Source organism: Acidibrevibacterium sp., assembly GCF_049965395.1.
Lineage (GTDB): Bacteria > Pseudomonadota > Alphaproteobacteria > Acetobacterales > Acetobacteraceae > Acidibrevibacterium > Acidibrevibacterium fodinaquatile.
Map to the genome: position 1 here is coordinate 1 of NZ_JBMFWJ010000046.1, position 22,057 is coordinate 22,057.

Consider the following 22,057-nt stretch of genomic DNA (forward strand, 5'->3'; position numbering starts at 1 on the left):
TCTTGGGAGACTGTTTTCAGGCTGGGCGCCAAAAGGGCAGCGCGATCGCCAACATCACGAGCTGAACCATGGCGACGAGGGCAACGCACCCCGGCCAGCCAGCCGCATGCCAGATTCCGGCGGGGAGCAGGCCGCCGAGGCTGCCGCCGATATAATAAAATGTGACATAGAGCCCAACCGCGGTGGATTTCGCCCGCGCCGCCACCGTGCCGATGAAGCCGAGCGCCATCACCTGCTCAATGAACATCCCGCCAACCCCGAGCGCAAGCCCAGCGACGACCCAGCCGAGCGGCGCCGCGAGCGTCAGCAAAAGCCCGGCGATCCCGCTCAGCGCCGCGAGTGTAAGGGTCACACGCCGACCGAAGCGAATGGCGAGCCTCGTTGCAAGCGGTGTCGAGACCAGCGCGACCAGATAGGTCGCGAAAACGTTGCTGAGTTCTGCCGGGCCGAGCCGATAAGGCGGCGCCGCCAAGAGGAAATTGACGAAGGTGAAGGTCGCGACGATCGAAAACAGCACCGCGAAACCGGCGGCATAGGTCGCGATCAGCCGCGGGTTGACGAGATGGGCGGCAAACCCCTCAAGCGCGGCGCGAACGCCGCGCTGCGGGCGGAAACGCTGCTCGCGGGGCAGGCATAGCATGACGATCAGCGCCGCCGCCGCGGTGAGGGTTCCAAGAAAGATGAATCCGGCCCGCCAGCCGATCAGCGCCGCGCTATAGCCGGCGACGAGGCGGCCACAAAATCCGCCGAGAATGGTGCCGATCGAATAATTGCCAGCAAGGCTGATATTCTCCGCATCCGTCACCTCATCGCCGATATAGGCGATCGTCACCGCGAAAATGAACGGCAATAGCAGCCCTTGCGCGAAGCGGAAGGCGAGCAGGGCGGCGAAACTCGGCGCGAAGGCGATGGCGAGCGTCGGCACGGCGAGGAGAAAGCCGGCGCCAACGATCAGGCGCTTGCGCCCTAGCCGATCCGAAATCGAGCCGACGAAAGGGGCGACGATCGCAACCGCGGCCAGTGGCGCGGTGACCGTGAGGCCGGTTTCGGCGAGCGGCACGCCATAGGCGCCAGCAAGGACGGCGAGAATGGCCTGGGTGGTATAAAGATTGATGAAAGTGCCGAAGCCGGCCGCCATGACGCCAAGGCGGCGTTGCTGGAATGTCGTCACGCCGGCTTCCCACCCGTTTTGCCCCGCCGTCAGCCCCGGCCACGCCCAAGGTCGGGTTTGGGTCGGGTGAAACGACAGATGTCTTGCCCTTTATTAGCGCCGTGCGCGAAGCCGCGCCAGAGCCCCGGGACCGAGATGGGCGAAGGCATAAAAAGCGGCGCTGAGCAGGGTGATCGCAAAGCTCGCCGGCCAATCCGTATGATACGCGAGCACGAGGCCGCCCCAGGCCTCAGCGAGCGCCAATGTCGCGGCCAGCGCGACCCCGGTCGCGACATGGCGGGTCAACGGCATCGCCGCCGCCGCCGGGCCGACCAACAAAGTAAACACCAGCAACACGCCGACCACCTCGGTCGCTAGCGCCGTGGCGATGGCGACGATGGCGAGAAAGAGAACCGCGTAGAGCCGGAGCGAAACCCCCTTGGCCTCGGCGAGTTCGGGCTGCAGGCTGGCAAACAAAAGCGGGCGTGAAATCACCGCGAGGGTTGCGAGCGCGCCAGCGCCGAGGGCGGCGAGCAGCAGGATCGTCCCCCGTTCCACCGCCAGCACATTGCCGAACAGCAGCGCGGTCGCGACGGTCGCATAGGACGTGAAAAAATGCAGAAACAGCATCCCGAGCCCGAGCGCGAAGGCGAGCACCATGCCGATCGCGACATCGCGGCTGGCGCGGTCAACCCCGAGCACCCCCATCCCGAGCCCGGCCAGCAAGGTCGCCGCGATCAACCCGGCAAGTGGCGCGATCCCGAGCAAGGCCGCGCCGGTCGCGCCGGTGAAGCCGACATGGGACAGCGCGTGGCCGGCGAAACTCTGGCCACGTAGCACCAGGAAATATCCGATGATCCCCGCCGTGAGGGCGACGATGCCGGCGGCGGCGAAGGCATTGCGCATGAACTCATAGTCAAGCATCGTGAGAATGCCCACCATCGTCGTGGCGATGGGCGTTGGCTTCGAGATCGGCCGCGCCGGAGAAAACGAAGATCCGCCCGCCGAGCCGCACCACCTCGATCGGCGCGTTATAAAGGCGCGACAAGACAGGGCCAGTGATCACCGCCTCGACCGGCCCCAGCGCCGCCGCGCCGCCACCGAGATAGAGCACCCGATCGAGCACGCCGAGCAGCGGGTTGATCTCGTGCGTGGTGAAAATCACCGTGAGGCCACGCTCGCGCTGAACGTCACGCACCAGGGTGACGATTTCGTGCTGATGCCGCGGGTCGAGATTGATCAGCGGCTCGTCGAGAAGCAGCAAGCGCGGCTCGCCGATCAGCGCCTGCGCGAGCAGCAGGCGCTGCCGCTCGCCGCCCGAGAGTTCGCCGAGCGGGCGCCGCGCCAAAGCGCTCGCCCCGACCCGCTCGAGCGCCGCCGCGACCTCACGCCGCCCGTCGCGGCCGAGGATGGGCAGGCCCAGGCGATGGCCGCGCACCACGCCCGCGACCAGATCATAGCCTGAAAGCCGCATCGCGCCGGGAAAAGCGCGGCTTTGCGGAATGGTGCCGATCGCCGGATTGCCCCGCCGCGCCGGCCTGCCGAACACGCGGACCTCACCCGTGCGCGGCGCAAGAAGGCCAAGGGCGGCGCGTAGCAGCGTCGTCTTCCCGGCGCCATTGGGGCCAAGCAGGCCGACGAACTCCCCCGCCTCGATCGCGAGATCGATGCTGCGCAACACCTCCCGCCCGCCGAACGCCAACGTGACGTTATGAAAGGCGAGTAGGCTCAAGGACGCGACGCAGGCAGGGCGCGATCAACGGCATCGAGTTCCGCCGCCATCCAATGCTGATAATCCTCCCCCGGCGGCTCGGTCTCGCTCGCGCCGACAACCGGCACGCCCGCCGCATGGGCGATCTTTTCCATCTTCTCGGCCGCCGGATCGCTCGCCTGCGCGTTATAGACGAGCAGACGAACGCGATGCTGGCGGAGATCGTTCTCGAACGCGGCGACATCCTTGGCCGCGGGTTCGGTGTCGTTCATCACCGCCATCTGGAAAGCCATATCGCGGACCACCATGCCGAGACGCGCGAACATCTCGCCGAAGACAGGCTCGGTGGCGGCGACCGGCGTCCCCGCGAGGCGGGCGCGAAGGGAGGCGATCTTGGCCTCGATCGGCGCGAGCGAGCCCTCGAACCGCGCCAGATTGGCGGCGAACTCGGCCTTGTGAGCCGGGTCGGCATCGCTGAGGACGGCGGCGAAACGCTCGGCGAAAAGGCGCATGGTGGCGGGATCATACCAGATATGCGGATTGTCGCCAGTCTTGCGCCCGATCAGCGCGGCAACAACGATGACGCTGCGCTCTCGCGGCGATGCGGCGAGCAGCTTTTCCATCCACGGATCATAGTCGATGCCGCTATAGACGACGATTTTCGCGGCCGCAACCGCCCGCGCGACCGAGGGGTTGGCCTCAAAGAGATGCGGATCCTGATTGGGATTTTCGAGAATGCTGGTGACCGAGACGGCGGCACCGCCGATCTGGCGGGCAACATCGCCATAAAAATTCTCCGCGGCAACCACCCCGAGGGCGCCAGCCTCGGCGGCGGAGGCAAGGCATGCGGCAAGACCAACGCCGGCGACAAAGCCGAAGAGGCGCAGACGAAAACGCGGCATGAGCGAGGTTTCCTGGAGCATGAGGGGCCTAAACGAAACATTATAACGTTTCTTTTTGGCCGGCAATCCCCGTTTTTCAGCCCTGCCGACGGCAAAAACCCCGCCCTGGGACGGGCGGGGCTCACGCGATGCGGTGTGAAACGCTACTCAGGCGGCGCGGAGGGTCGCGAGGAAATTGTCGATTTCGCCGCGGAGTTTCGCCGATTGCGTCGAGAGTTCGCCGGCCGCCTGCAACACCTCGCCGGCGGCGTTGCCGGCCTCTGAGGAGGTGCGGGCGACAGTGGTGATGGTGGTCGAGACGATTTCGGTGCCGTGCGCCGCCTGGCCGACATTGCCGGCGATTTCGCGCGTTGCCGCGCCTTGCTCCTCGATCGCGGCGGCGATGCTGGTCGTCGCCTCGTTCATCTGCCCGATCATCTCCCCGATGGTTGCGATAGCGGCGACCGCCTGGCTGGTCGCCCCCTGGATGGTCGCGATCTGACCGGCGATCTCCTCGGTCGCGCGCGCGGTCTGGTTGGCGAGATTTTTCACCTCCGAGGCCACGACGGCGAAGCCCTTGCCGGCATCGCCGGCGCGCGCCGCCTCGATCGTCGCATTCAGCGCAAGGAGATTCGTCTGCGCCGCGATAGTCTGGATCAGCATGATCACATCGCCGATTTTCTGCGCCCCTTCGGCGAGGCTTTTGACCGTCTCGTCGGTGCGCCGCGCCTCGGCAACGCCACGCGCGGCGGTTTCGGCGGAACGGCTGACGAGCTGGTTGATCTCGCCGATCGAGGCGCTCAATTCCTCGGTGGCGGCGGCGACGGTCTGGACATTGCGGCTCGCCTCGCCCGCCGCCTGGGCGACTTTCGCGGTCTGCGCCGAGGCATCCTCGGCGATGCCGGTCATACCGCGCGCGGTGTTCTGCATCGTCGTCGCGGCACCGGCGACGGCGGCGACGATCGCGCCGGCGCTCCGCTCGAACCCGTCGGCGAGTTCGAGCCGCGCCAAACGCCGCTCCTCAGACGCCCGCTTGGCCTGCCGCTCCTGTTCGGCACGGAGTTCCACCCGCTCGATCGCGTTCTGGCGGAATACTTCGACGGCGCGGGCCATCTCGCCAATTTCGTCACCGCGGTCATGGCCGGGGATTTCGGCGCCGAGATCCCCCTTGGTGAGATCGATCATGCGTTGCTGCAAGCGCGACAGCGGCCGCGTGATGCTGCGCGCAACCAGCCAGGCGATCACGCTGGAGACCGCGAACAGGGCGAGGATGATCCCCCCGAAACGAAGAAATTTCGACCACAGCACCGCGCGCAGATCGTCGGTATAGAGCCCTGCGCCAGCATAGAGATTCCACGGCGCAAACGGCGCGACATAGCTAATTTTCGGCAGCGCAACTTTGCTCCCCGGCTTGGGATAATGATAGGAAAGCGTGCCGCCGCCGGCCTTGGCGACGCGAATTTCCTCCTGCACGAAGGGAAATCCCTCCGAATCGCGCACCTCGAACAGATTGGTCCCCTCGCGTTCCGGGGTTGGCCCGAGGATCATCGTCAGGCCATTCATGTCATAGGAGAAAATATAGCCGGTGCCGTTATCGAAGCGGAGCGGGCGCACCGTATCGCGAAATTGCTTAATCGCCTCCTCGCGCGTCAACTGCCCGGCCTCGACCTTTTTTTCGAGGACCGCGGCGACCGACAGCGCCTCCTCCGTCACCGCGCGGAGCTTGGCAATCTTGGCGTCGAGCATGTCGTGATACTGCTCGACCATCGCGAGGCCAGCGATGATCGCGAGCGAAACCAGCGACGCCGCGACGATCATGAGCTGGCGAAGAGAAAGCCGTGGCTGGCGCAGCGACGCAAGGGAAAAAGGCATCGGAACCTCTTCGAAGACGTACAGACAGCCCCGATAGTGCCGCAATAAGGTAAAGCAATGGTAACTCGCTATTTGTCCCCGCGTCGGCCGGCGGCGCGCCAACCCCGCGCTCATGATGGGGCGCGCCCGGAGAGGGCGCCGATCGGGCTATCTACACACCGGCAGCGCCAGGCCCATAGCCGAAATTCGCGATGAAATCACCGAGCGCCTGCGTGATCGCAGCACTTTGCGCGGGCGAGAGGCGCTCGCGCCATTTGCCGATCAGGCCATCGCCGATATGGCCGCGATGAATATGCGTCACGCGATCGAAAAGGTCAGCCTCGCCGCCATCCAGCCTTTCCTTCGGCAGATCGCCGACATGCGTTGCGAAATCTCGCACCGCGTTGGTTTCATACCGGCTGAAAATCGCCGTCTTGGTGGCGTCCGCTAGCGCGACACCGAGCCGGGCGGCGATCGCGTCGAGGGTTTCGCGGCGCGCGAAGAAATTATCCTCATAGCGCAGATAGGGATGCCCTGCGGCCGCGAACGGGAAAATGCGCCGGGCACTTTGCACGACGCGCGCCGCCGCTTTGTCGAAATCCTGGTCGAAACGCTCCATCAATGACACCACGGCATCGCGGGGGTCGCGCACGCTGAGCAGCAGGAGCGGTTGGGCGAGATAGACGAAAGCCGGCAGCGTGTCATCCCCGACATGCATCTTGACGACGACATGCCGGCCAGGAATCGCGCCATCCTGAAGAATGAGCGCGATCGCGTCTGCATAATAGGCGCAGACCCGCTCCACCCCGTGGGCTGCGTTCAGCGTCTCACGCACGACATTAAAAAGCCAGGTCGAAGCGCTGCCATAGAGCCCGAGCGTAATCACCAGGCGTGGGGCGGAAACCTGTCCATCGGGTGCCATCTGCGTCAAAACCGCCCCTCCCCGACGCCCACCTTCACGAGAAAAACCGCACCAGCCGCCCGCGCGGCGCCCCCAGCACCTCGTCATCGCGCATCGCGACCTCGCCGCGCAGCACGGTCATCACCGGCCAGCCGGTGACGGTCAACCCATCAAACGGGGTCCAGCCACAGGGGGTTGCCATCTTGGCGTTCTCGATCCGCCGGCGCGCGCCGAGATCGACCAGCGTGAAATCAGCATCATAGCCGGCAGCGATCCGCCCCTTCCCGACCGCGCCGAAGACGCGCGCCGGGCCGGCGGCGAGCAGATCGACAAGGCGCATCAGCGAAAGCCGGCCGTGATGCACGTGATCGAGCATCAGCGGCACGAGGGTCTGAACGCCGGTCAGCCCCGCCGCCGTCTCCGGCCAGGGCCGCGCCTTCGCCGCCCGGCTGTGCGGCGCGTGATCAGAGCCGACGCTGTCCACCAGCCCGTCGCGCACCGCGCGCCACGCCGCCTCGACATGGCGGCTGTCGCGAAGCGGCGGGTTCATCACGGCATAGGCGCCGAGCCGCTCATAGCAGTCTGGCGCCACCTGAGTCAGGTGATTGACCAGCACCTCGATGGTGGTGATGTCGTGAAACGCGCCGAGATAGGCGAATTCCTCCGCTGTCGAGACATGCACGAGATGCGCCGGCCGGCCGGTTTCGCGCGCCAGCGCCATCAGCCGGCGTGTGCCGAGAAACGCGGTCTCGGGATCGCGCCATTCGGCGTGGCGGGCGTAGGGCTCGCCGGCGGCAAACAGCGCCCGGCGTTCGCGCAGACGATATTCATCCTCGCTGTGATAGGCGATCCGGCGCCGCCCGGCGCGCATGACGCGGGCGAGCGTCGCGTCATCCTCGATCAACAGATCGCCGGTGCTGCTCGCGGCAAAGACTTTGATGGCACAGACCCCGCGCCCGGCCTCGAGATTGGCGAGCGCGGGGATGTTCTCCCGTGTCGCGCCGACATAGATCCCCATGTCGCAATAGGCCGCGCCCTCGATGTAAGCCTGTTTCCAGGCGAGGCGCTCGGCGTCCACCACTGGCGGCGCGGTGTTCGGCATGTCGAAAACCGCCGTCAAGCCGCCGAGAAGAGCGGCACGGGTGCCGGTCGGGATGGACTCGACGCTGGCATCGCCGGGATCGCGCAGATGCACATGGGCATCGATGAGGCCGGGGAGAACATGCAGCCCGCGCGCCTCGATCCGCGTGGGCGCACCCGCGCTCGCCGGCACGCCAAGGGCGACGATGCGCCCATCGCGCACCGCGATCGAGGTTTCCTCAAGCCCCCACGGCAAGGCGCAGATGCCGTTTTCGATAATGAGATCGTAGGTTTCTGGCATCGGGGCGTCCTTATCGAAGAATAGCGTGTCGCGTTGTCTCGGCGCGGGCAGTGCCGCAGGCGCTGCCCCAGGATAAAAGTTTTTTGGTTCTTTTTTTCAAAAAAGAACATTTTTCCTCACCCGCCTTGGCTTTCACTGCGGCCGCGGCGCAGGGCGCAGATGCGTAAGTGGGCCGATCACCCGTCAGGCGGCTATGACGGTTCCGGGGTGATCACCACCAATTCCTGCCCCTCTTCTACCATCGCCCCGATCGCCGCGGACACCGCGCCGACCCTGCCGGCGAAAGGGGCCGTGAGGGTGATTTCCATTTTCATCGCCTCCATCACCACGAGCGCCTGGCCGCGCGCGACTGGTGCCTCGGGCGCGACGAGGACGCCGCGGACATAGCCCGGAATCGGGGCCGTGATCCGGCCATCGCCTTCGCCCTCGTCGGCCGCCGTCGCGCCCGGGGCGACGACGCGGAAGCGGTATTCCCCCGTCTCGTCGAGCACCACCAGCGCCTCCTCGGTTTCGACCACGGTAAGGCCGCGCTGACGACCATCGAGGATCAGGCGCCAGCGCGCGCCATCCGCGCGGCCGCGCGCCTCGGTGATCGAGCCATCTGGCAAGGTGAGGCGATAGGCGCCCTCTCCTTGCCAGAGTGCCGCGATTCGGTGATCGCCGTCCTCGGCGCGCAAAAGCACATCCTCCGGCGCCTGGCCATAGAGGCGCCAGCCATCCCGCGCCGCCCATGGTGAGGCCGGGTCGGCGCTCGCCCGGGTTTCGCGCGCCAGCGCAGCGCTACGCCCGGCGAGCACATGGAGCGCCGCGGCCGCGAGCACCGAGGGTGGCGCTGCCGCTGCGGGCGGCGCCAGCAGATCGGGGTGACGCGCGATGAAGCCGGTATCAGGGGCTGCAGCGGCGAAATCGGGGTGCGAGGCGATGGCGCGCAGCAGCGCGAGATTGTTGCGCACGCCGATCAGGGCAAACTCCGCGAGTGCCGCGCGCAGCCGCGCCAGCGCCGCCGCCCGGTCATCACCATGGACGATGAGCTTGGCGAGCATCGGATCGTAATGCACGCCGACGCGATCGCCCGCGCGCACGCCGGAATCGATCCGCACCGCGGCACTCGCCGCCGGTTCCCCGAGATAGCGGATGATCCCGGTCGCGGGGAGGAAATCACGCGCCGGGTCTTCGGCGTAAATCCGCGCCTCGATCGCGTGGCCGGCGATCGCGAGCTCGTTCTGCCTGCGCGGGAGCCTCTCGCCGGCGGCAACGCGCAATTGCCACTCGACGAGATCAAGGCCGGTGATCATTTCGGTGATCGGGTGCTCGACCTGCAGCCGCGTGTTCATCTCCATGAAGTGAAACGTGCCACCGGCGCTGATGAATTCTACCGTTCCCGCACCGACATAATCGACGGCGCGCGCAGCACGGATCGCCGCCTCCCCCATCGCCGCCCGGGTTGCGGCATCGAGGCCGAAGGCGGGCGCCTCCTCGATGATTTTCTGATGCCGGCGCTGGATCGAACAGTCGCGCTCGAAAAGATGCACGCAGTTGCCGTGCTGATCGGCAAAAACCTGGATCTCGATATGGCGCGGCCGCTCGAGATATTTTTCGACCAGAACACGATCATCGCCGAAAGCGGAGGCGGCCTCGCGCTTGGCACCGGCGAGGGCCGCAGCAAATTCGCCCGGGGTCGTGACGATGCGCATGCCCTTGCCGCCGCCGCCGGCCGAGGCCTTGATCAGCACCGGATAGCCGATTTCGCCGGCCGCCGCGGCGAGCCGCGCCTCGCTCTGATCCTCCCCATGATAGCCTGCAACCAACGGCACGCCGGCCGCCGCCATCAGCGCCTTCGCCGCGGCCTTCGAGCCCATGGCGCGGATCGCGCTCGCTGGTGGGCCGATGAACACGATGCCGGCTTCGGCGCAGGCCTCAGCGAAATCCGCGTTTTCCGAGAGAAATCCATAGCCGGGATGGATTGCCGCGGCACCACTCGCTTTTGCCGCGTCGATCAGCGCCGGGATCGAGAGATAGCTCTGCCGCGCCGGCGCCGGCCCGATCGCGAACGCTTGATCAGCCTCGGCGACATGGCGCGCGTCGCGATCGGCTTCGGAATAGACGGCAACTGTCTTGACACCCATCCGCCGCGCCGTGCGCATGATGCGGCAGGCGATTTCACCGCGATTGGCGATGAGAATTTTCTCGAACATCGCGGCCTCACATCCGAAAGACGCCAAAGCGCGTGGCAGCGATCGGCGCGTTCAACGCCGCTGACAGCGAAAGCGCGAGCACGCGTCGGGTTGCCGCCGGATCGATGACCCCATCATCCCACAGCCGCGCGGACGCATAGGTTGGGTTTCCTTGGGTTTCATATTGCGCGCGAATCGGCGCCTTGAACGCCTCCTCCTCCTCTTTTGGCCAGGTTTCGCCGCGCGCCTCGAGATTGTCGCGGCGGATTTGCGCAAGCACCGAGGCCGCCTGTTCGCCACCCATGACGCTGATGCGGGCATTCGGCCAGAGAAACAGAAAGCGTGGCCCATAAGCGCGCCCGCACATCGCGTAATTGCCGGCGCCGAAACTGCCGCCAATGATAACGGTGATTTTCGGCACATTCGCGGTCGCAACCGCGGTTACCATCTTGGCGCCGTCCTTCGCGATGCCGCCGGCCTCGTATTTGCGCCCGACCATGAAGCCGGTGATGTTTTGCAGAAATACCAGGGGAATGCCGCGCTGGGCGCAAAGTTCGATGAAATGCGCCCCTTTTTCGGCGGATTCGGAGAAAAGAATGCCGTTATTGGCGATGATGCCGACCGGATAGCCATGGATATGAGCGAACCCGGTGACCAAAGTCGGCCCATAGAGCCGTTTGAATTCATCAAGCGCGCTGTCATCGACGATGCGGGCGATGATTTCGCGCACATCGACGCTCTGGCGCGGATCTTTGGGCACGATCCCGTGCAGCTCAGCACCATCGTAACGTGGCGGCAGAGGATCGCGGAGCGCGAGCGCGTGCGGCTTTACAGTATTGAGATGGCCGACGATACGACGCGCGATCGCGAGCGCATGTTCATCGTTTTCTGCGAGATGATCGGCAACGCCTGAGATTTTCGCATGCAGCTCGCCGCCGCCAAGCTCTTCCGCGCTCACCACTTCCCCGGTCGCCGCTTTGACCAGCGGCGGCCCGCCGAGAAAAATCGTGCCCTGGTTGCGGACGATGATGCTTTCATCGGACATCGCCGGCACATAGGCGCCGCCAGCGGTGCAGGATCCCATGACGGCCGCGATCTGCGCGATCCCGGCCGCCGACATCCGCGCCTGATTATAAAAGATGCGGCCGAAATGCTCCCGATCGGGGAAAACCTCATCCTGATTGGGAAGATTGGCACCACCCGAATCGACGAGATAAATACATGGCAAACGATTCTCAAAAGCGATTTCTTGCGCTCGCAGATGTTTTTTCACAGTGATCGGGAAATAGCTGCCGCCTTTCACCGTCGCGTCATTGGCAATCACCATGCATTCGCGGCCGCAAATCGGCCCGATGCCGGTGATGATCCCGCCCGCCGCCACCGCGTCGTCATACAGGCCAAGACCGGCGAGCGGCGATAATTCGAGAAAGGGCGAGCCAGGATCGAGAAGGAGACGTATCCGCTCGCGCGGCAGCTTCTTCCCGCGGGCAATATGCCGTGCCCGCGCCTCCGCCCCACCGCCCTCGGCGATGGCGGCGAGCTTGGCGTTGAGGTCTGACAGCAGCGCCGCCATCGCCGCTTGATTTTCGCGAAATTGCGGCGAACGCGGATCGATCGTCGAGGAAATCTGCATCTCACGCGGTCTCTTGGAACAATTCACGGCCGATCAGCATGCGGCGGATTTCCGAAGTGCCAGCGCCGATCTCATAGAGCTTTGCATCACGCAATAGCCGCCCGGTCGGGTAATCATTGATATAGCCATTGCCGCCAAGACATTGGATCGCCTCCAGCGCCATCCAGGTTGCGCGTTCGGCGGCGTAGAGAATGGCGCCGGCGGCGTCCTTGCGGTTGGTTTGGCCACGATCGCAACTCGCGGCGACGGCATAGACATAGGCACGGGCGGCATTCAGCGTCACATACATGTCGGCGATTTTGCCTTGCATGAGCTGAAATTCCCCGATCGGGCGACCAAATTGCCGACGCTCATGGACATAGGGCAAAACCACGTCGAGACAGGCCTGCATGATGCCGAGCGGCCCGGCGGCGAGAACCGCGCGTTCGTAATCGAGGCCACTCATCAGAACATTGACCCCGCGCCCAACCGCGCCGAGCACGTTTTCTGCGGGCACCAGGCAGTCCTCAAATACCAATTCGCCGGTATTGGAGCCGCGCATGCCGAGCTTGTCGAGTTTTTGGGCGCAGGAAAATCCTTTCATCCCGCGCTCGACGATGAAGGCGGTGATGCCGCGCGGCCCGGCCTCGGGATCGGTCTTGGCATAAACCACCAGCACGTCGGCATCGGGGCCATTGGTGATCCACATTTTGGTGCCGTTGAGCACATAGCCCTCGCCACGTTTTTCCGCGCGAAGCCGCATCGAGACCACGTCCGATCCCGCTTCGGGCTCGCTCATCGCCAGTGCGCCGACTTTGGTTCCCGCGATCAGGGGAGGAAGATAGCGCGTCTTCTGCGCCGCGTTGCCGTTCCTGCGGATCTGATTGACACAAAGATTGGAGTGTGCGCCGTAGGAAAGCCCAACCGAGGCAGACGCGCGGCTGATCTCCTCCATCGCCACACAATGGGCGAGATAGCCCAGCCCGGCACCGCCATAGTCTTCCTCGACGGTGATCCCGAGCACGCCGAGCTCTCCCATTTTTTGCCACAGATCGGCGGGAAACTCATTGTCGCGGTCGATCGCCGCAGCGCGCGGCGCGATTTCGGCGCTCGCAAAGCGCGCCACCTGATCGCGCAGCATGTCGATCTCCTCGCCGAGCGAGAAATCGAGCCCGCTCGCGGCATTGGGAATGGCCATGAGCAAATCCTTTCAGGAGAGTTCAGGAAAATCCTCTTCGCGAAATTCGCCGGCGGCGCGCTCGGTGCCACGCGCGGCCTCTGCGCGGCGCAATTCGACGCGCCGGATCTTGCCGGAAATCGTCTTCGGCAAATCCGCGAATTCGAGGCGACGAATGCGTTTATAGGGCGCGAGCCGGGCGCGGAGATGCCGAAAAATCGCGAGCGCCGTTGCGCGATCGGCGGCGTGCCCGGCGATGAGGCTGACATAGGCTTTTGGCACCGCAAGACGCAGCGGATCGGGCGCCGGCACAACGGCGGCCTCGGCGATCGCGGGATGCTCGATCAATACGCTTTCCAATTCAAACGGGCTGATGCGGTAGTCAGAGGCTTTGAAAATGTCATCGGCGCGGCCGACATAGGTGAGATAGTCTTCCGCATCGCGCGAGGCGACGTCACCGGTGCGGTAAAAATCGCCTGTAATCGCCTCGATGCCGCCGTCATCGCTTAGGTAGCCGCGCATCAGGCCGGCGGGCGGCGGGTCGAGCGCGATCGCGACCATACCCTCTTCGGCCGGGTGATCCTCTGCATCCAGCAGCATGATGCGATAGCCAGGGAGCGGCCGACCCATTGAGCCGGGTTTGATTTTTTGCCCTGGCGGATTGCCGATTTGCGCCGTGGTTTCGGTCTGGCCATAGCCGTCGCGGATGGTGAGGCCCCAGGCGCGTTCGACCTGTTCGATCACTTCCGGATTGAGCGGCTCGCCAGCGCCGGTCACTTCGCGCAAGCTCGTTTTCCAAGCGGCGAGATTTTCTTGGATCAGCAGCCGCCAAACGGTCGGCGGCGCACAGAGCGAGGTGACGCCATGGGCGACGATAGCATCCAAGAGATCGCGGGCAACAAAGCGCGGCTGGTTGAAAATGAACACGCTCGCGCCGGCGTTCCAGGGCGCAAAAAAACAGCTCCAAGCATGTTTCGCCCAGCCCGGCGAGGAGACATTGAGATGGAGATCACCCGGTTGCAAACCAAGCCAATACATCGTCGAGAGATGACCGACCGGATACGAACGATGGCTGTGCAAGACCAGTTTCGACCGCGCGGTGGTGCCGGATGTGAAATAGAGCAGCATCGGATCATCGGCGTGCGTCGCGCCATCTGGCGTGAAATCCGCTGATCCCGTATAGAGGCTTTGATAATCGGTCCAGCCCGGCGGCACCATACCAACGGCGATGCGCCGCACATTGGGATCGAGCCCGGCGAATTTTTCCGCAGCTTCCCCGTCCGCAACAAGAAAGCGCACCCGCCCGCGCGTGAAACGATCGGCGAGATCGGATGGCGCGAGCAGCATCGTCGCCGGCACGACGATCGCGCCGAGCTTCATCGCCGCCAGCATCACCTCCCAGAGCGCAACGACATTGCCGAGCATCAGCAGGATGCGATCGCCGCGCGAAACCCCAAGCGCACGCAATCCGTTGGCGACCCGATTCGAGCGCGCCGCGAGTTCGGCAAAGCTTAGCTGCGCCGCACCAGCGCCGGTGATCACCAGCGCCGGCCGCGCTGAGCTCTCGCCGCGGGCGAGATGACCGTCGAACCAATCAAGCGCCCAGTTGAAATGCCCGAGTTCTGGCCAGCGGAAATCGCGTGCCGCCGTGGTCAAATCGGTGCGGTGGGTAAAGAGAAAGTCGCGCGCCGCATGAAAATTCGCAACACTCATGGCGCCACCTCGCGGCTCTGCGCCGCAAGCCAGGTGAAGGCCGCGGAAAAATCCTTGCCCGCGAGGCCAGCATCGTTGATGCGTTGATAGAGCGACGCGGCGCTCGCCCCGAGCGGGGTTACGGCGCCGCTCGCCTCGGCGGCCTGCTGCGCGAGTTTCAAATCCTTGAGCATCAAGCTGGCCGCGAAGCCGGGCGCATAGTCGCGGTTGGAGGGCGCGGTCGGCACCGGGCCGGGAACCGGGCAGTACGAGGTCAGCGACCAGCATTGGCCGGAAGATGTCGAACTGACCTCGAATAATTTCTCGCGCGCGAGGCCGAGCCGATCGGCAAGCACGAACGCCTCACACACCGCGAGCATGGAGACGCCGAGGATCATGTTGTTGCAGATTTTCGCCGCCTGCCCAGCGCCCGGCCCGCCGGCATGGACGATGTTTTTGCCCATCGCGGCGAGGATCGGCCGCGCCCGCGCGAACGCCGCCGCCTCGCCGCCGACCATGAAGGTGAGCGTCCCTGCCTGGGCGCCGCCGACACCGCCCGAGACCGGCGCATCCAGCATCGCAAGGCCAGCAGCGGCGGCGGCCTCGGCGACTGCGCGCGCGGTTTCGACATCGATCGTCGAGCTATCGATCAGCAACGCATCGCGCCCGCGCAAGGCCGCGATGACACCGCTATCGCCGAGATAGAGAGCGCAGACATGGGCGCCTGCCGGCAGCATCGAGATCGCGATCTCGGCGCCCTCGCAAGCGGCCAAGGCGCTGCTCGCGGCGATACCGCCAGCGGCCTGATGCGCGGCGACAAGCTCCGGGTTAAGATCGAAACCACGCACGCGGTGGCCGGCGCGCACCAGGTTGGCGGCCATCGGCGCGCCCATATTGCCGAGCCCGATGAAGGCGATGTCTGTCATGCCGCGATCTCCTCTAGGGGCTGTTGCGCATTATCGAAGAAAAAGAAGCAAAAACACTTATGTCTTCCGGGCCGCGCCGCAGGCGCTGCCCAAGGGGGGAAGTTTTTTTGGTTCTTTTTTTCAAAAAAGAACATTCTTCCCCGCTCATTGGGCGAGCAGATGGCGAGCGATGATGACGCGCATGATCTCGTTCGTGCCTTCGAGAATCCGATGCACGCGGAGATCGCGCAGATAGCGCTCGATGGCGTACTCCTTGATATAGCCATAGCCGCCATGAAGCTGCAGCGCCTCATCGGTGATGCGAAAACAGGCATCGGTCGCGAAGCGCTTGGCCATCGCCGCGCGGCTGGTCGCATCGGGCGTGCGCTGATCGAGGGCGACGGCGGCGCGATGCACCATCAGCCGCGAGGCCTCCCACTCGGTCGCCATATCAGCGAGGCGGAATTGCAGCGCCTGGAAATCGGCGAGGCGCTGGCCGAATTGCCGGCGCTCGCGGACGTAAGAAAGCGCGAGATCGAGTGCGGCGCGGGCGCCGCCGAGCGAGCAGGCGGCAATGTTGACGCGCCCGCCATCGAGCCCAGCCATCGCGAAACGGAACCCCTCACCCTCGGCGCCGAGCCGGTTGGCCACTGGCACACGGCAATCCTCGAATGTCACCAGCGTCGTCGGCTGGCTGTTCCAGCCGAGTTTCCGCTCCGGCTTGCCGAACGCAAGACCCGGCGTTCCCTTCTCGACGAGAACGCAGGAGATGCCGCGTGGGCCGGCGCCGCCGGTGCGCACCATCACCGCATAGAGATCGGAAGCGCCGCCACCCGAGATGAAGGCCTTGCTGCCGTTGAGGACATAATGCGCGCCGTCGCGCCGCGCTGTGGTGCGGAGGCTGGCGGCGTCCGAGCCCGAGCCCGGCTCGGTCAGGCAATAGCTCGCGATGGTCTCACCGCGCATCATCGCGGGCAGAAACCGCGCGTGCTGAGCCTCGTCGCCGAAGCGGTCGATCATCCAGGCGACCATGTTGTGGATCGAAAGAAACGCCGCGGTCGAGGGATCGGCGGCCGCGAGTTCTTCGAAAATCAGCGCCGCCTCCAGCCGCCCGAGGCCGCTGCCGCCATGCGCCTCGCGCGTATAGATGCCAGCAAAGCCGAGGGCGGCGGCAGCTTGCAATGCCTCGCGGGGAAAAATGCGCGCCTCATCCCAGTGCGCGGCGTTGGGGAGGAGAGTTTCGCGGGCGAATTGGCGGGCGGTGTCCTGGATCGCTTGCCGTGTCTCGTCGAGGTCGAAATCCATGCCGTTTGCTCCTCCCGCCGATTGTCTTCCGCCCGTTACCCCGGGGCCAGCGCGCAAGCGGGCATGTTAGCCCTTCCGCGCCATCTTGACACCCCTCCCAAGGGCTTGCGTTGCTTTGTGTCAGCGGTCAAGCTGGCGCGGGGAGAGATCTGATGGACACTCTGGCGAGCGAATTTCTGTTCGAAATGGCGATCGAAGTCGGCGCGCCGGCGGTGATCGGGCCGAACGCTTATGGCGAGCGGCGGGTGGTGCCGATCCGCGGCGGGCGTTTTACCGGGCCGCGGCTCTCCGGGCGCATCCTGCCGATCGGCGAGGACGCCTTGGTCGTCGGTGCCGGCGGGCGTACCCTTCTCGATGTGCGGATCGTCCTCGAAACCGCGGATGGGGCGTCGATTTATGTGCGCTATCACGGTCTTCGCACCGGCCCCGAGGCGGTGATGCGCCGGCTTGCGGCCGGGGAGGCGGTCGCGCCGGACGAGTATTATTTCCGCACCGCGCTGATTTTCGAGACCGGCGATCCCCGCTATGCCTGGCTCAACGATCTGCTCGCCGTCGGCATCGGCCAGCGCCCGCCGAGCGGTCCGGTCTATCGGGTCTTTGCGATATCGTGACCAGCAGCGCCGCCGTGGTCGTCGATCACCGCGATGACGCTGCGGTTGCGCCCTTCGTGTTTGGCGAGATAGAGCGCGCGGTCGGCGGTCTGCAGCAGCGCGTTGGCGCTGTGGTAACGCTCCGGCCCGTCGCTCGCGATGCCGATGCTGAGCGAAATCCGCCCGAGCGGGATGACTTCATGGACGATGTCGAGCGCCGCGACGGCATCATGGATGCGCTCGGCAATTTCGAGCGCGCCAACCGCGTCGGTGGTTGGCAATAGTACCGCGAATTCCTCGCCGCCGAAGCGCGCGGCGAGATCGCCGGGGCGATGCAGACAGCCTTTGATCGTCGCCGCGAGCCGCCGCAGACAATCGTCTCCGACGAGATGGCCGTAGAAATCATTGAACGGCTTGAAGTGATCGACATCGATCATGAGCAGGGCGAGCGCTGTTTGCTCACGCTGGCCACGGCGCCATTCGCGCTCGAGGGCTTCGTCGAAACTGCGGCGGTTGGCGATGCCGGTCAGGCCGTCGGTCGCGGCGAGAGCGACGAGGGCGGCATTGGCGGCGTTCAGCTTTTCCTCGGTGGATTTTTGCCGCGAGATGTCGCGCGAGCTTGCGATATATTCGCCCACCACCCCGCTTTCGCGGTCGCGCACCGCGCGCACCCGCGTCTCCACCCAAACAAAGCGGCCATTCTTGCACCGGCGGCGATAGGAAAAGACGACGGTATCGCTGCCGGCGGCAAGCTTGCGGAGTTCGACCTTGACCGCCGGCCAGTCCTCGGGATGCACCTCCTCGCGCCAATGGCGCCCGACCTGCTCCTCCGGCGAGAAGCCGAACAGCTCTTGCGCCGCCGGCGAAACATAGAGCCGGCGACCGTCGATCGCCATGCGGTAGATCGCGTCGGTGGAATTATCGGCGAGCGCGCGGTAGCGCCGCTCACTTTCGCGCAGCCGCGCCTGCCGCGCGGCGAGGATTTCGCGAAGCCGCCGCGTTTGCTCCGTCCGCGCCGCCAGCGCCAGCGCGCAAAGACCAAGGATGAAAACGAAACCCTGCGCGATGCGGAGTTTTTCGCCCTCACTCAGCACTCCGGCCTGGGCCAGTAGCGAAATCGGCCCACGCCCGGCAACCGTGAAGCCGAGGATGGTCAACGCCGCAAACAGCGTCGCCGCGGCGGTTTCGAGCAGTGAACGCCGGCTCGCGATCAGCAGCAGCGGCGGAAACACCAGAAAGCGTAGCGGATAGCGTGATTGCGAGAACACCACGACGCAGACCGCGGCCAGGAAAGCAAAATAGCGAAACGCCGAAAAAAACTGCTTCGCCGCCGGCGGATCCGGACGACGCGGCCGGAACAGCGCGAGAATGAGCGGCGTTGCGATCATGAAGCCGAGAGCGCTCGCGGCATACCAATCGACCAAATTTTTGGCGAATGCCTCGTCGGCTAAATAAAATCGCGCATCGGTAGCGAAAATCGCCGGGAATACCGGAGCGGTTAGGGCGGTGACGGCCAAGCGGACCAAAGCGCCCGGCCGCGCCGGATCGGGACGGGCGCCGAAACGCCCGCGCAGCAGGCCATACGCGATCGCCACCTCGGCGAGTTTGTAAACGGCGATGATGAAGCTGAGCAGCAGGTGATCGCCGCGGCCTTCATTGAGCGCGAAATCGGCGAGCAGGCAAATGAGGAGGTAGCCGACGAAGCGCTGGCTCGGGACGACCAGCAGGGCGCCGAGCAGAACCCCGTTGGCTACCCAGATTGCCGGAGTTTCGCCGCAGAGCCGCGAGAGCACAATCGCTCCCTCGAGCAGGCAAACGAACACCAGCAGGACAGCGATAAGCCCCGGCGGCTTGGGGAATACGACACGCGCGGACGACAAATGGCCCCCGTATCTGTTGCGATAGGGCAGTGATCTCCTCGAGTTTACAGAAAGAGGCTTAATGGCGGGTTACGCCACCGGCCGATTGGGACGGGGCAAGCATTTTCGTGATCACCTCCCGGCTGTTGGCGCTGAGGTCGGGCCGCCCGGCAAGCCCCGCCAACGCCGCCGCCATCAGAGTCCGTCGCGCGGGTGGCATGCGTCGCCACATCCCGAAGGCTGAAGCCAACCGCGCCGCGACCTGCGGATTGGCGGGATCGACGGCGGCGATGGTTTCCGCAAGCAGCGCATAGCCGTCGCCGGACGCGTCATGAAACCCAACCGGATTGGCCTGGGCGAAGCTGCCGATCAGGGCGCGCAGACGATTGGGGTTGGCGGCGGTGAAATCGGGATGGCGGGTGAGTGCGCGAACGCGCGCCGGCGCCCCCGGCAGCGGCGCCATGCCCTGGATTGCGAACCATTTGTCGAGAACCAGCGGGTCGTGCCGCCACCTCGCGTAAAAATCAGCGAGCGCGGCCTCCCGCTCCGGCCGCTCGGTCGCGGCGAGCAGGGTGAGGGCGCCGAGCCGCCCGGTCATCGTCGGTGCGGTCTGGAATTGCTCGACGGCCATCGCGATCGCCACATCCTCGCCGCCGGCAACGAGATAGGAGAGCGCGACATTGGCGAGCGCCCGCCGGCCCATCGCGGCGCCGTCGATCGCAGGGGAATCGGTCGCGCGGAGCTTGTCATACAGAGCGCGAAGCGGCGCCGCGAGAGCCCGCCCAGTCGCCGCGCGCAGGGATTCCCGCGCTATGTGCAGGGCGTCGACGTCGATTTCCGCCATCTCCTCGGCGAGCTGCGTCACGGCGGGCAGCGTGATCGCCTCGGCGACGAAAGCTGGGTCGGCCTCGGCCTGATCGAGCAGCGCCGCGATCGCGGCAATTAGCCCCGCATCCGCCACAGGGGCAGCGCCGGTGCGCAAGGCGTCAGCGTCAGCAAGCAGGGTTTCACTGGCATAGCGCTGCAGGCAGTCCCAGCGGAGAAAAGGATCGGGGTCGTGGGTTGCGAGAAAGCGAAGCCGCTCGCGGCTGAGGCCGAGAATTTTGATCGGAGCCGAAAACCCCCGCCCGATCGCGGCCACCGGACGCCGGCCGACATCTTCGAAATGCCAGGTTTGCGCCGGCTGATCGAGGAGCAGATGGCGCGTGGCGCTTGATACAGTGGTTTCGCCGGCGAGTTTCGCTGCCATCGGGGCGCCGGTTTCGGCATCCAACAGCCCAAGCGCGAGCGGGATCGGCAGCGCCGGTTTGTTCGGCGCCCCCGGCGTCGGCGGAATGTGTTGGCGGAGATGGAGGGTGAAAATCCCGGTCTCGGGATCATAGTCCTCGGCCAGTGTCACCTCCGGCGTGCCGGCGGTCGCGTACCAGGCAAGGAACGGCGTGAGGTCGACGCCGGCGCCGGCGCCGAGGGCCTCGAGAAAATCCTCAATCGTCACTGCCCGGTTGTCACAGGATGCGAAATAACGGTCCATGCCGGCGCGAAACCGCTGCGGGCCGAGGAGGGAGGCGATCATGCGTACCAGTTCCGCGCCCTTCTGGTAAACCGTCGCGGTATAGAAATTATCGATTTTGTGATAGGAGTCCGGCCGCACCGGATGGGCGAGCGGCCCGGCATCCTCGGGAAATTGGGCGGCGCGCAAGCGGCGGACATCTTGGATGCGCTGCAAGCCACGGCTGCCTTGGTCTGCGGAAAATTCCTGGTCGCGAAACACTGTCAGCCCTTCTTTGAGCGAGAGCTGGAACCAGTCTCGGCAGGTGATGCGGTTGCCGGTCCAATTATGAAAATACTCATGCGAGATCACCGTCTCGATGCCGCGATAATCGGCATCGGTCGCGGTATCGGGGCGGGCGAGGACATAGCGGGTGTTGAAGATATTGAGCCCCTTATTCTCCATCGCCCCCATGTTGAAATCGGAAACCGCGGCGATGTTGAAGACCTCGAGATCATATTCGCGCCCGAAGCGGCTCTCATCCCACGCCATCGCCGCTTTCAGGCAATGCATGGCGTAGTCGGTCTTGTCCTCATCGCCGCGCCTGACCCAGATCGCGAGCTGGACTTCCCGCCCTGAGCGCGTAACGAAGCGATCACGGACAGCGATGAGATCGCCGGCGACGAGGGCGAAGAGATAGCACGGCTTCGGGTGCGGATCGTCCCAGGTCGCCCAGTGCGTGCCGTCATCGTTCTCGCCATGCGCGACGGGATTGCCGTTGGCGAGAAGAACGGGCGCCATCGCGCGATCGGCGGTCAGGGTCACGCGGTAGCGTGCCATGACGTCCGGGCGATCGGGGAAAAAGGTGATGCGGCGGAAGCCCTCAGCCTCGCATTGAGTATAGAAATTGCCGCCCGAGACATAAAGGCCGGAGAGCATAGTATTGGCAGCGGGATGGATCTCGGTCGTGGTCTCAAGCGTGAATTCGCTCGGCGGGTCGCGGAGGGTCAGATGATGGGAATCAAGCGCATAGCGCTCTGGCGCGAGATCGGCGCCGTCGAGCCGGAGCGCGCGGAGAGCGAGCCCCTCGCCATCGAGGACGAGCGGCGCCCCCGCCGGCGTACCGGCTGCGCGACGCACGCTGAGGCGGGTGGTGACGGTGGTGGTTTCCGGCGCGAGAGCAAAGGCGAGGGTGACGGTTTCGACAAGAAATTCCGGCGGACGATACTCTGAGAGGCGGATCACGGGGGCAGCTGAGGTGTCACTCATGGTCGCTCCAGGGGCGCAAAGCCGCCACCTTAAGCCATTCCGGCGTTACTTCCCAAGGTAGAAATGTTCGCATTAATTTCCCCGCTCAGGACGAAATCCTTAGAGCTTGA

At 65.3% G+C, this 22,057-nt stretch carries 16 protein-coding genes; 1 reads left to right on the top strand and 15 read right to left on the bottom strand.

All coding sequences use genetic code 11. The features are described 5' to 3' along the window. Window positions 1-16: 16 nt before the first annotated feature. The 13 genes from ACP5M5_RS12005 to ACP5M5_RS12065 all read right to left on the bottom strand — a co-directional run bounded on the left by ACP5M5_RS12005 (window position 17) and on the right by ACP5M5_RS12065 (window position 16,740). Window positions 17-1,171, bottom strand: coding sequence for an MFS transporter (locus ACP5M5_RS12005; RefSeq protein ID WP_427937673.1), 1,155 nt, complete (start codon window positions 1,169-1,171; stop codon window positions 17-19). A gap of 93 nt (window positions 1,172-1,264) precedes the next feature. Continuing rightward, window positions 1,265-2,074, bottom strand: coding sequence for a metal ABC transporter permease (locus ACP5M5_RS12010; protein WP_427937675.1), 810 nt, complete (start codon window positions 2,072-2,074; stop codon window positions 1,265-1,267). Continuing rightward, a complete protein-coding gene (locus ACP5M5_RS12015; protein WP_427937677.1) occupies window positions 2,067-2,882 on the bottom strand; it encodes a metal ABC transporter ATP-binding protein in 816 nt (271 codons plus the stop codon). The genes ACP5M5_RS12010 and ACP5M5_RS12015 overlap by 8 nt, the downstream gene beginning before the upstream one ends. Next, entirely contained in the window at window positions 2,879-3,763 is an 885-nt protein-coding gene (locus tag ACP5M5_RS12020) for a metal ABC transporter solute-binding protein, Zn/Mn family (protein WP_427937679.1), read from the bottom strand. Before ACP5M5_RS12020 ends, ACP5M5_RS12015 begins: the two co-directional genes overlap by 4 nt. Before the next feature lie 147 nt (window positions 3,764-3,910). Continuing rightward, window positions 3,911-5,614, bottom strand: coding sequence for a methyl-accepting chemotaxis protein (locus ACP5M5_RS12025; RefSeq protein WP_427937681.1), 1,704 nt, complete (start codon window positions 5,612-5,614; stop codon window positions 3,911-3,913). 151 nt (window positions 5,615-5,765) lie between these two features. Further along, window positions 5,766-6,515: a hypothetical protein gene (locus ACP5M5_RS12030; protein WP_427937683.1), complete on the bottom strand. Its 750-nt coding sequence runs from the start codon at window positions 6,513-6,515 to the stop codon at window positions 5,766-5,768. Between the two features lie 34 nt (window positions 6,516-6,549). Beyond that, window positions 6,550-7,875 (bottom strand): dihydroorotase, encoded by a 1,326-nt coding sequence (locus ACP5M5_RS12035; protein ID WP_427937685.1) that lies wholly within the window; start codon window positions 7,873-7,875, stop codon window positions 6,550-6,552. A 191-nt stretch (window positions 7,876-8,066) separates the two neighbouring features. Then, entirely contained in the window at window positions 8,067-10,070 is a 2,004-nt protein-coding gene (locus ACP5M5_RS12040) for an acetyl/propionyl/methylcrotonyl-CoA carboxylase subunit alpha (RefSeq protein ID WP_427937688.1), read from the bottom strand. A gap of 7 nt (window positions 10,071-10,077) precedes the next feature. Next, on the bottom strand, window positions 10,078-11,682 hold the full coding sequence (locus ACP5M5_RS12045) for a carboxyl transferase domain-containing protein (protein ID WP_427937691.1): 1,605 nt from the start codon (window positions 11,680-11,682) through the stop codon (window positions 10,078-10,080). A 1-nt stretch (window position 11,683) separates the two neighbouring features. Then, window positions 11,684-12,859 (bottom strand): isovaleryl-CoA dehydrogenase, encoded by a 1,176-nt coding sequence (locus ACP5M5_RS12050; RefSeq protein WP_427937694.1) that lies wholly within the window; start codon window positions 12,857-12,859, stop codon window positions 11,684-11,686. Window positions 12,860-12,871: 12 nt separating this feature from the next. After that, window positions 12,872-14,551, bottom strand: coding sequence for an AMP-binding protein (locus ACP5M5_RS12055; protein WP_427937697.1), 1,680 nt, complete (start codon window positions 14,549-14,551; stop codon window positions 12,872-12,874). After that, the gene (gene mmsB / locus ACP5M5_RS12060; protein ID WP_427937699.1) at window positions 14,548-15,456 is read right to left on the bottom strand and encodes a 3-hydroxyisobutyrate dehydrogenase; all 909 of its coding nucleotides are present in this window, start codon (window positions 15,454-15,456) and stop codon (window positions 14,548-14,550) included. The genes ACP5M5_RS12055 and mmsB overlap by 4 nt, the downstream gene beginning before the upstream one ends. A 144-nt stretch (window positions 15,457-15,600) precedes the next feature. Then, complete coding sequence (locus ACP5M5_RS12065) at window positions 15,601-16,740, bottom strand: acyl-CoA dehydrogenase family protein (RefSeq protein ID WP_427937702.1); 1,140 nt, start codon at window positions 16,738-16,740, stop codon at window positions 15,601-15,603. Window positions 16,741-16,892: 152 nt separating this feature from the next. Between ACP5M5_RS12065 and ACP5M5_RS12070 the strand changes: the two genes are divergently transcribed. Beyond that, window positions 16,893-17,351, top strand: coding sequence for a DUF3237 domain-containing protein (locus ACP5M5_RS12070; protein ID WP_427937705.1), 459 nt, complete (start codon window positions 16,893-16,895; stop codon window positions 17,349-17,351). On the opposite strand, the gene ACP5M5_RS12075 is transcribed toward ACP5M5_RS12070, so the two are convergent. Both ACP5M5_RS12075 and pepN read right to left on the bottom strand, forming a co-directional pair. Then, on the bottom strand, window positions 17,327-19,210 hold the full coding sequence (locus tag ACP5M5_RS12075) for a diguanylate cyclase (protein WP_427937707.1): 1,884 nt from the start codon (window positions 19,208-19,210) through the stop codon (window positions 17,327-17,329). The genes ACP5M5_RS12070 and ACP5M5_RS12075 overlap by 25 nt on opposite strands. A gap of 58 nt (window positions 19,211-19,268) precedes the next feature. After that, entirely contained in the window at window positions 19,269-21,947 is a 2,679-nt protein-coding gene (pepN, locus tag ACP5M5_RS12080) for an aminopeptidase N (protein ID WP_427937709.1), read from the bottom strand. Window positions 21,948-22,057 lie beyond the last annotated feature (110 nt).

What these genes read in the sequence shown, in the direction of transcription:
- ACP5M5_RS12010 (WP_427937675.1), bottom strand. Translation starts at nt 2,074, where the DNA reads ATGCTTGACTATGAGTTCATGCGCAATGCCTTCGCCGCCGCCGGCATC.
- ACP5M5_RS12020 (WP_427937679.1), bottom strand. Translation starts at nt 3,763, where the DNA reads ATGCCGCGTTTTCGTCTGCGCCTCTTCGGCTTTGTCGCCGGCGTTGGT.
- ACP5M5_RS12025 (WP_427937681.1), bottom strand. Translation starts at nt 5,614, where the DNA reads ATGCCTTTTTCCCTTGCGTCGCTGCGCCAGCCACGGCTTTCTCTTCGC.
- ACP5M5_RS12030 (WP_427937683.1), bottom strand. Translation starts at nt 6,515, where the DNA reads ATGGCACCCGATGGACAGGTTTCCGCCCCACGCCTGGTGATTACGCTC.
- ACP5M5_RS12035 (WP_427937685.1), bottom strand. Translation starts at nt 7,875, where the DNA reads ATGCCAGAAACCTACGATCTCATTATCGAAAACGGCATCTGCGCCTTG.
- ACP5M5_RS12040 (WP_427937688.1), bottom strand. Translation starts at nt 10,070, where the DNA reads ATGTTCGAGAAAATTCTCATCGCCAATCGCGGTGAAATCGCCTGCCGC.
- ACP5M5_RS12045 (WP_427937691.1), bottom strand. Translation starts at nt 11,682, where the DNA reads ATGCAGATTTCCTCGACGATCGATCCGCGTTCGCCGCAATTTCGCGAA.
- ACP5M5_RS12050 (WP_427937694.1), bottom strand. Translation starts at nt 12,859, where the DNA reads ATGGCCATTCCCAATGCCGCGAGCGGGCTCGATTTCTCGCTCGGCGAG.
- ACP5M5_RS12055 (WP_427937697.1), bottom strand. Translation starts at nt 14,551, where the DNA reads ATGAGTGTTGCGAATTTTCATGCGGCGCGCGACTTTCTCTTTACCCAC.
- mmsB (WP_427937699.1), bottom strand. Translation starts at nt 15,456, where the DNA reads ATGACAGACATCGCCTTCATCGGGCTCGGCAATATGGGCGCGCCGATG.
- ACP5M5_RS12065 (WP_427937702.1), bottom strand. Translation starts at nt 16,740, where the DNA reads ATGGATTTCGACCTCGACGAGACACGGCAAGCGATCCAGGACACCGCC.
- ACP5M5_RS12070 (WP_427937705.1), top strand. Translation starts at nt 16,893, where the DNA reads ATGGACACTCTGGCGAGCGAATTTCTGTTCGAAATGGCGATCGAAGTC.
- pepN (WP_427937709.1), bottom strand. Translation starts at nt 21,947, where the DNA reads ATGAGTGACACCTCAGCTGCCCCCGTGATCCGCCTCTCAGAGTATCGT.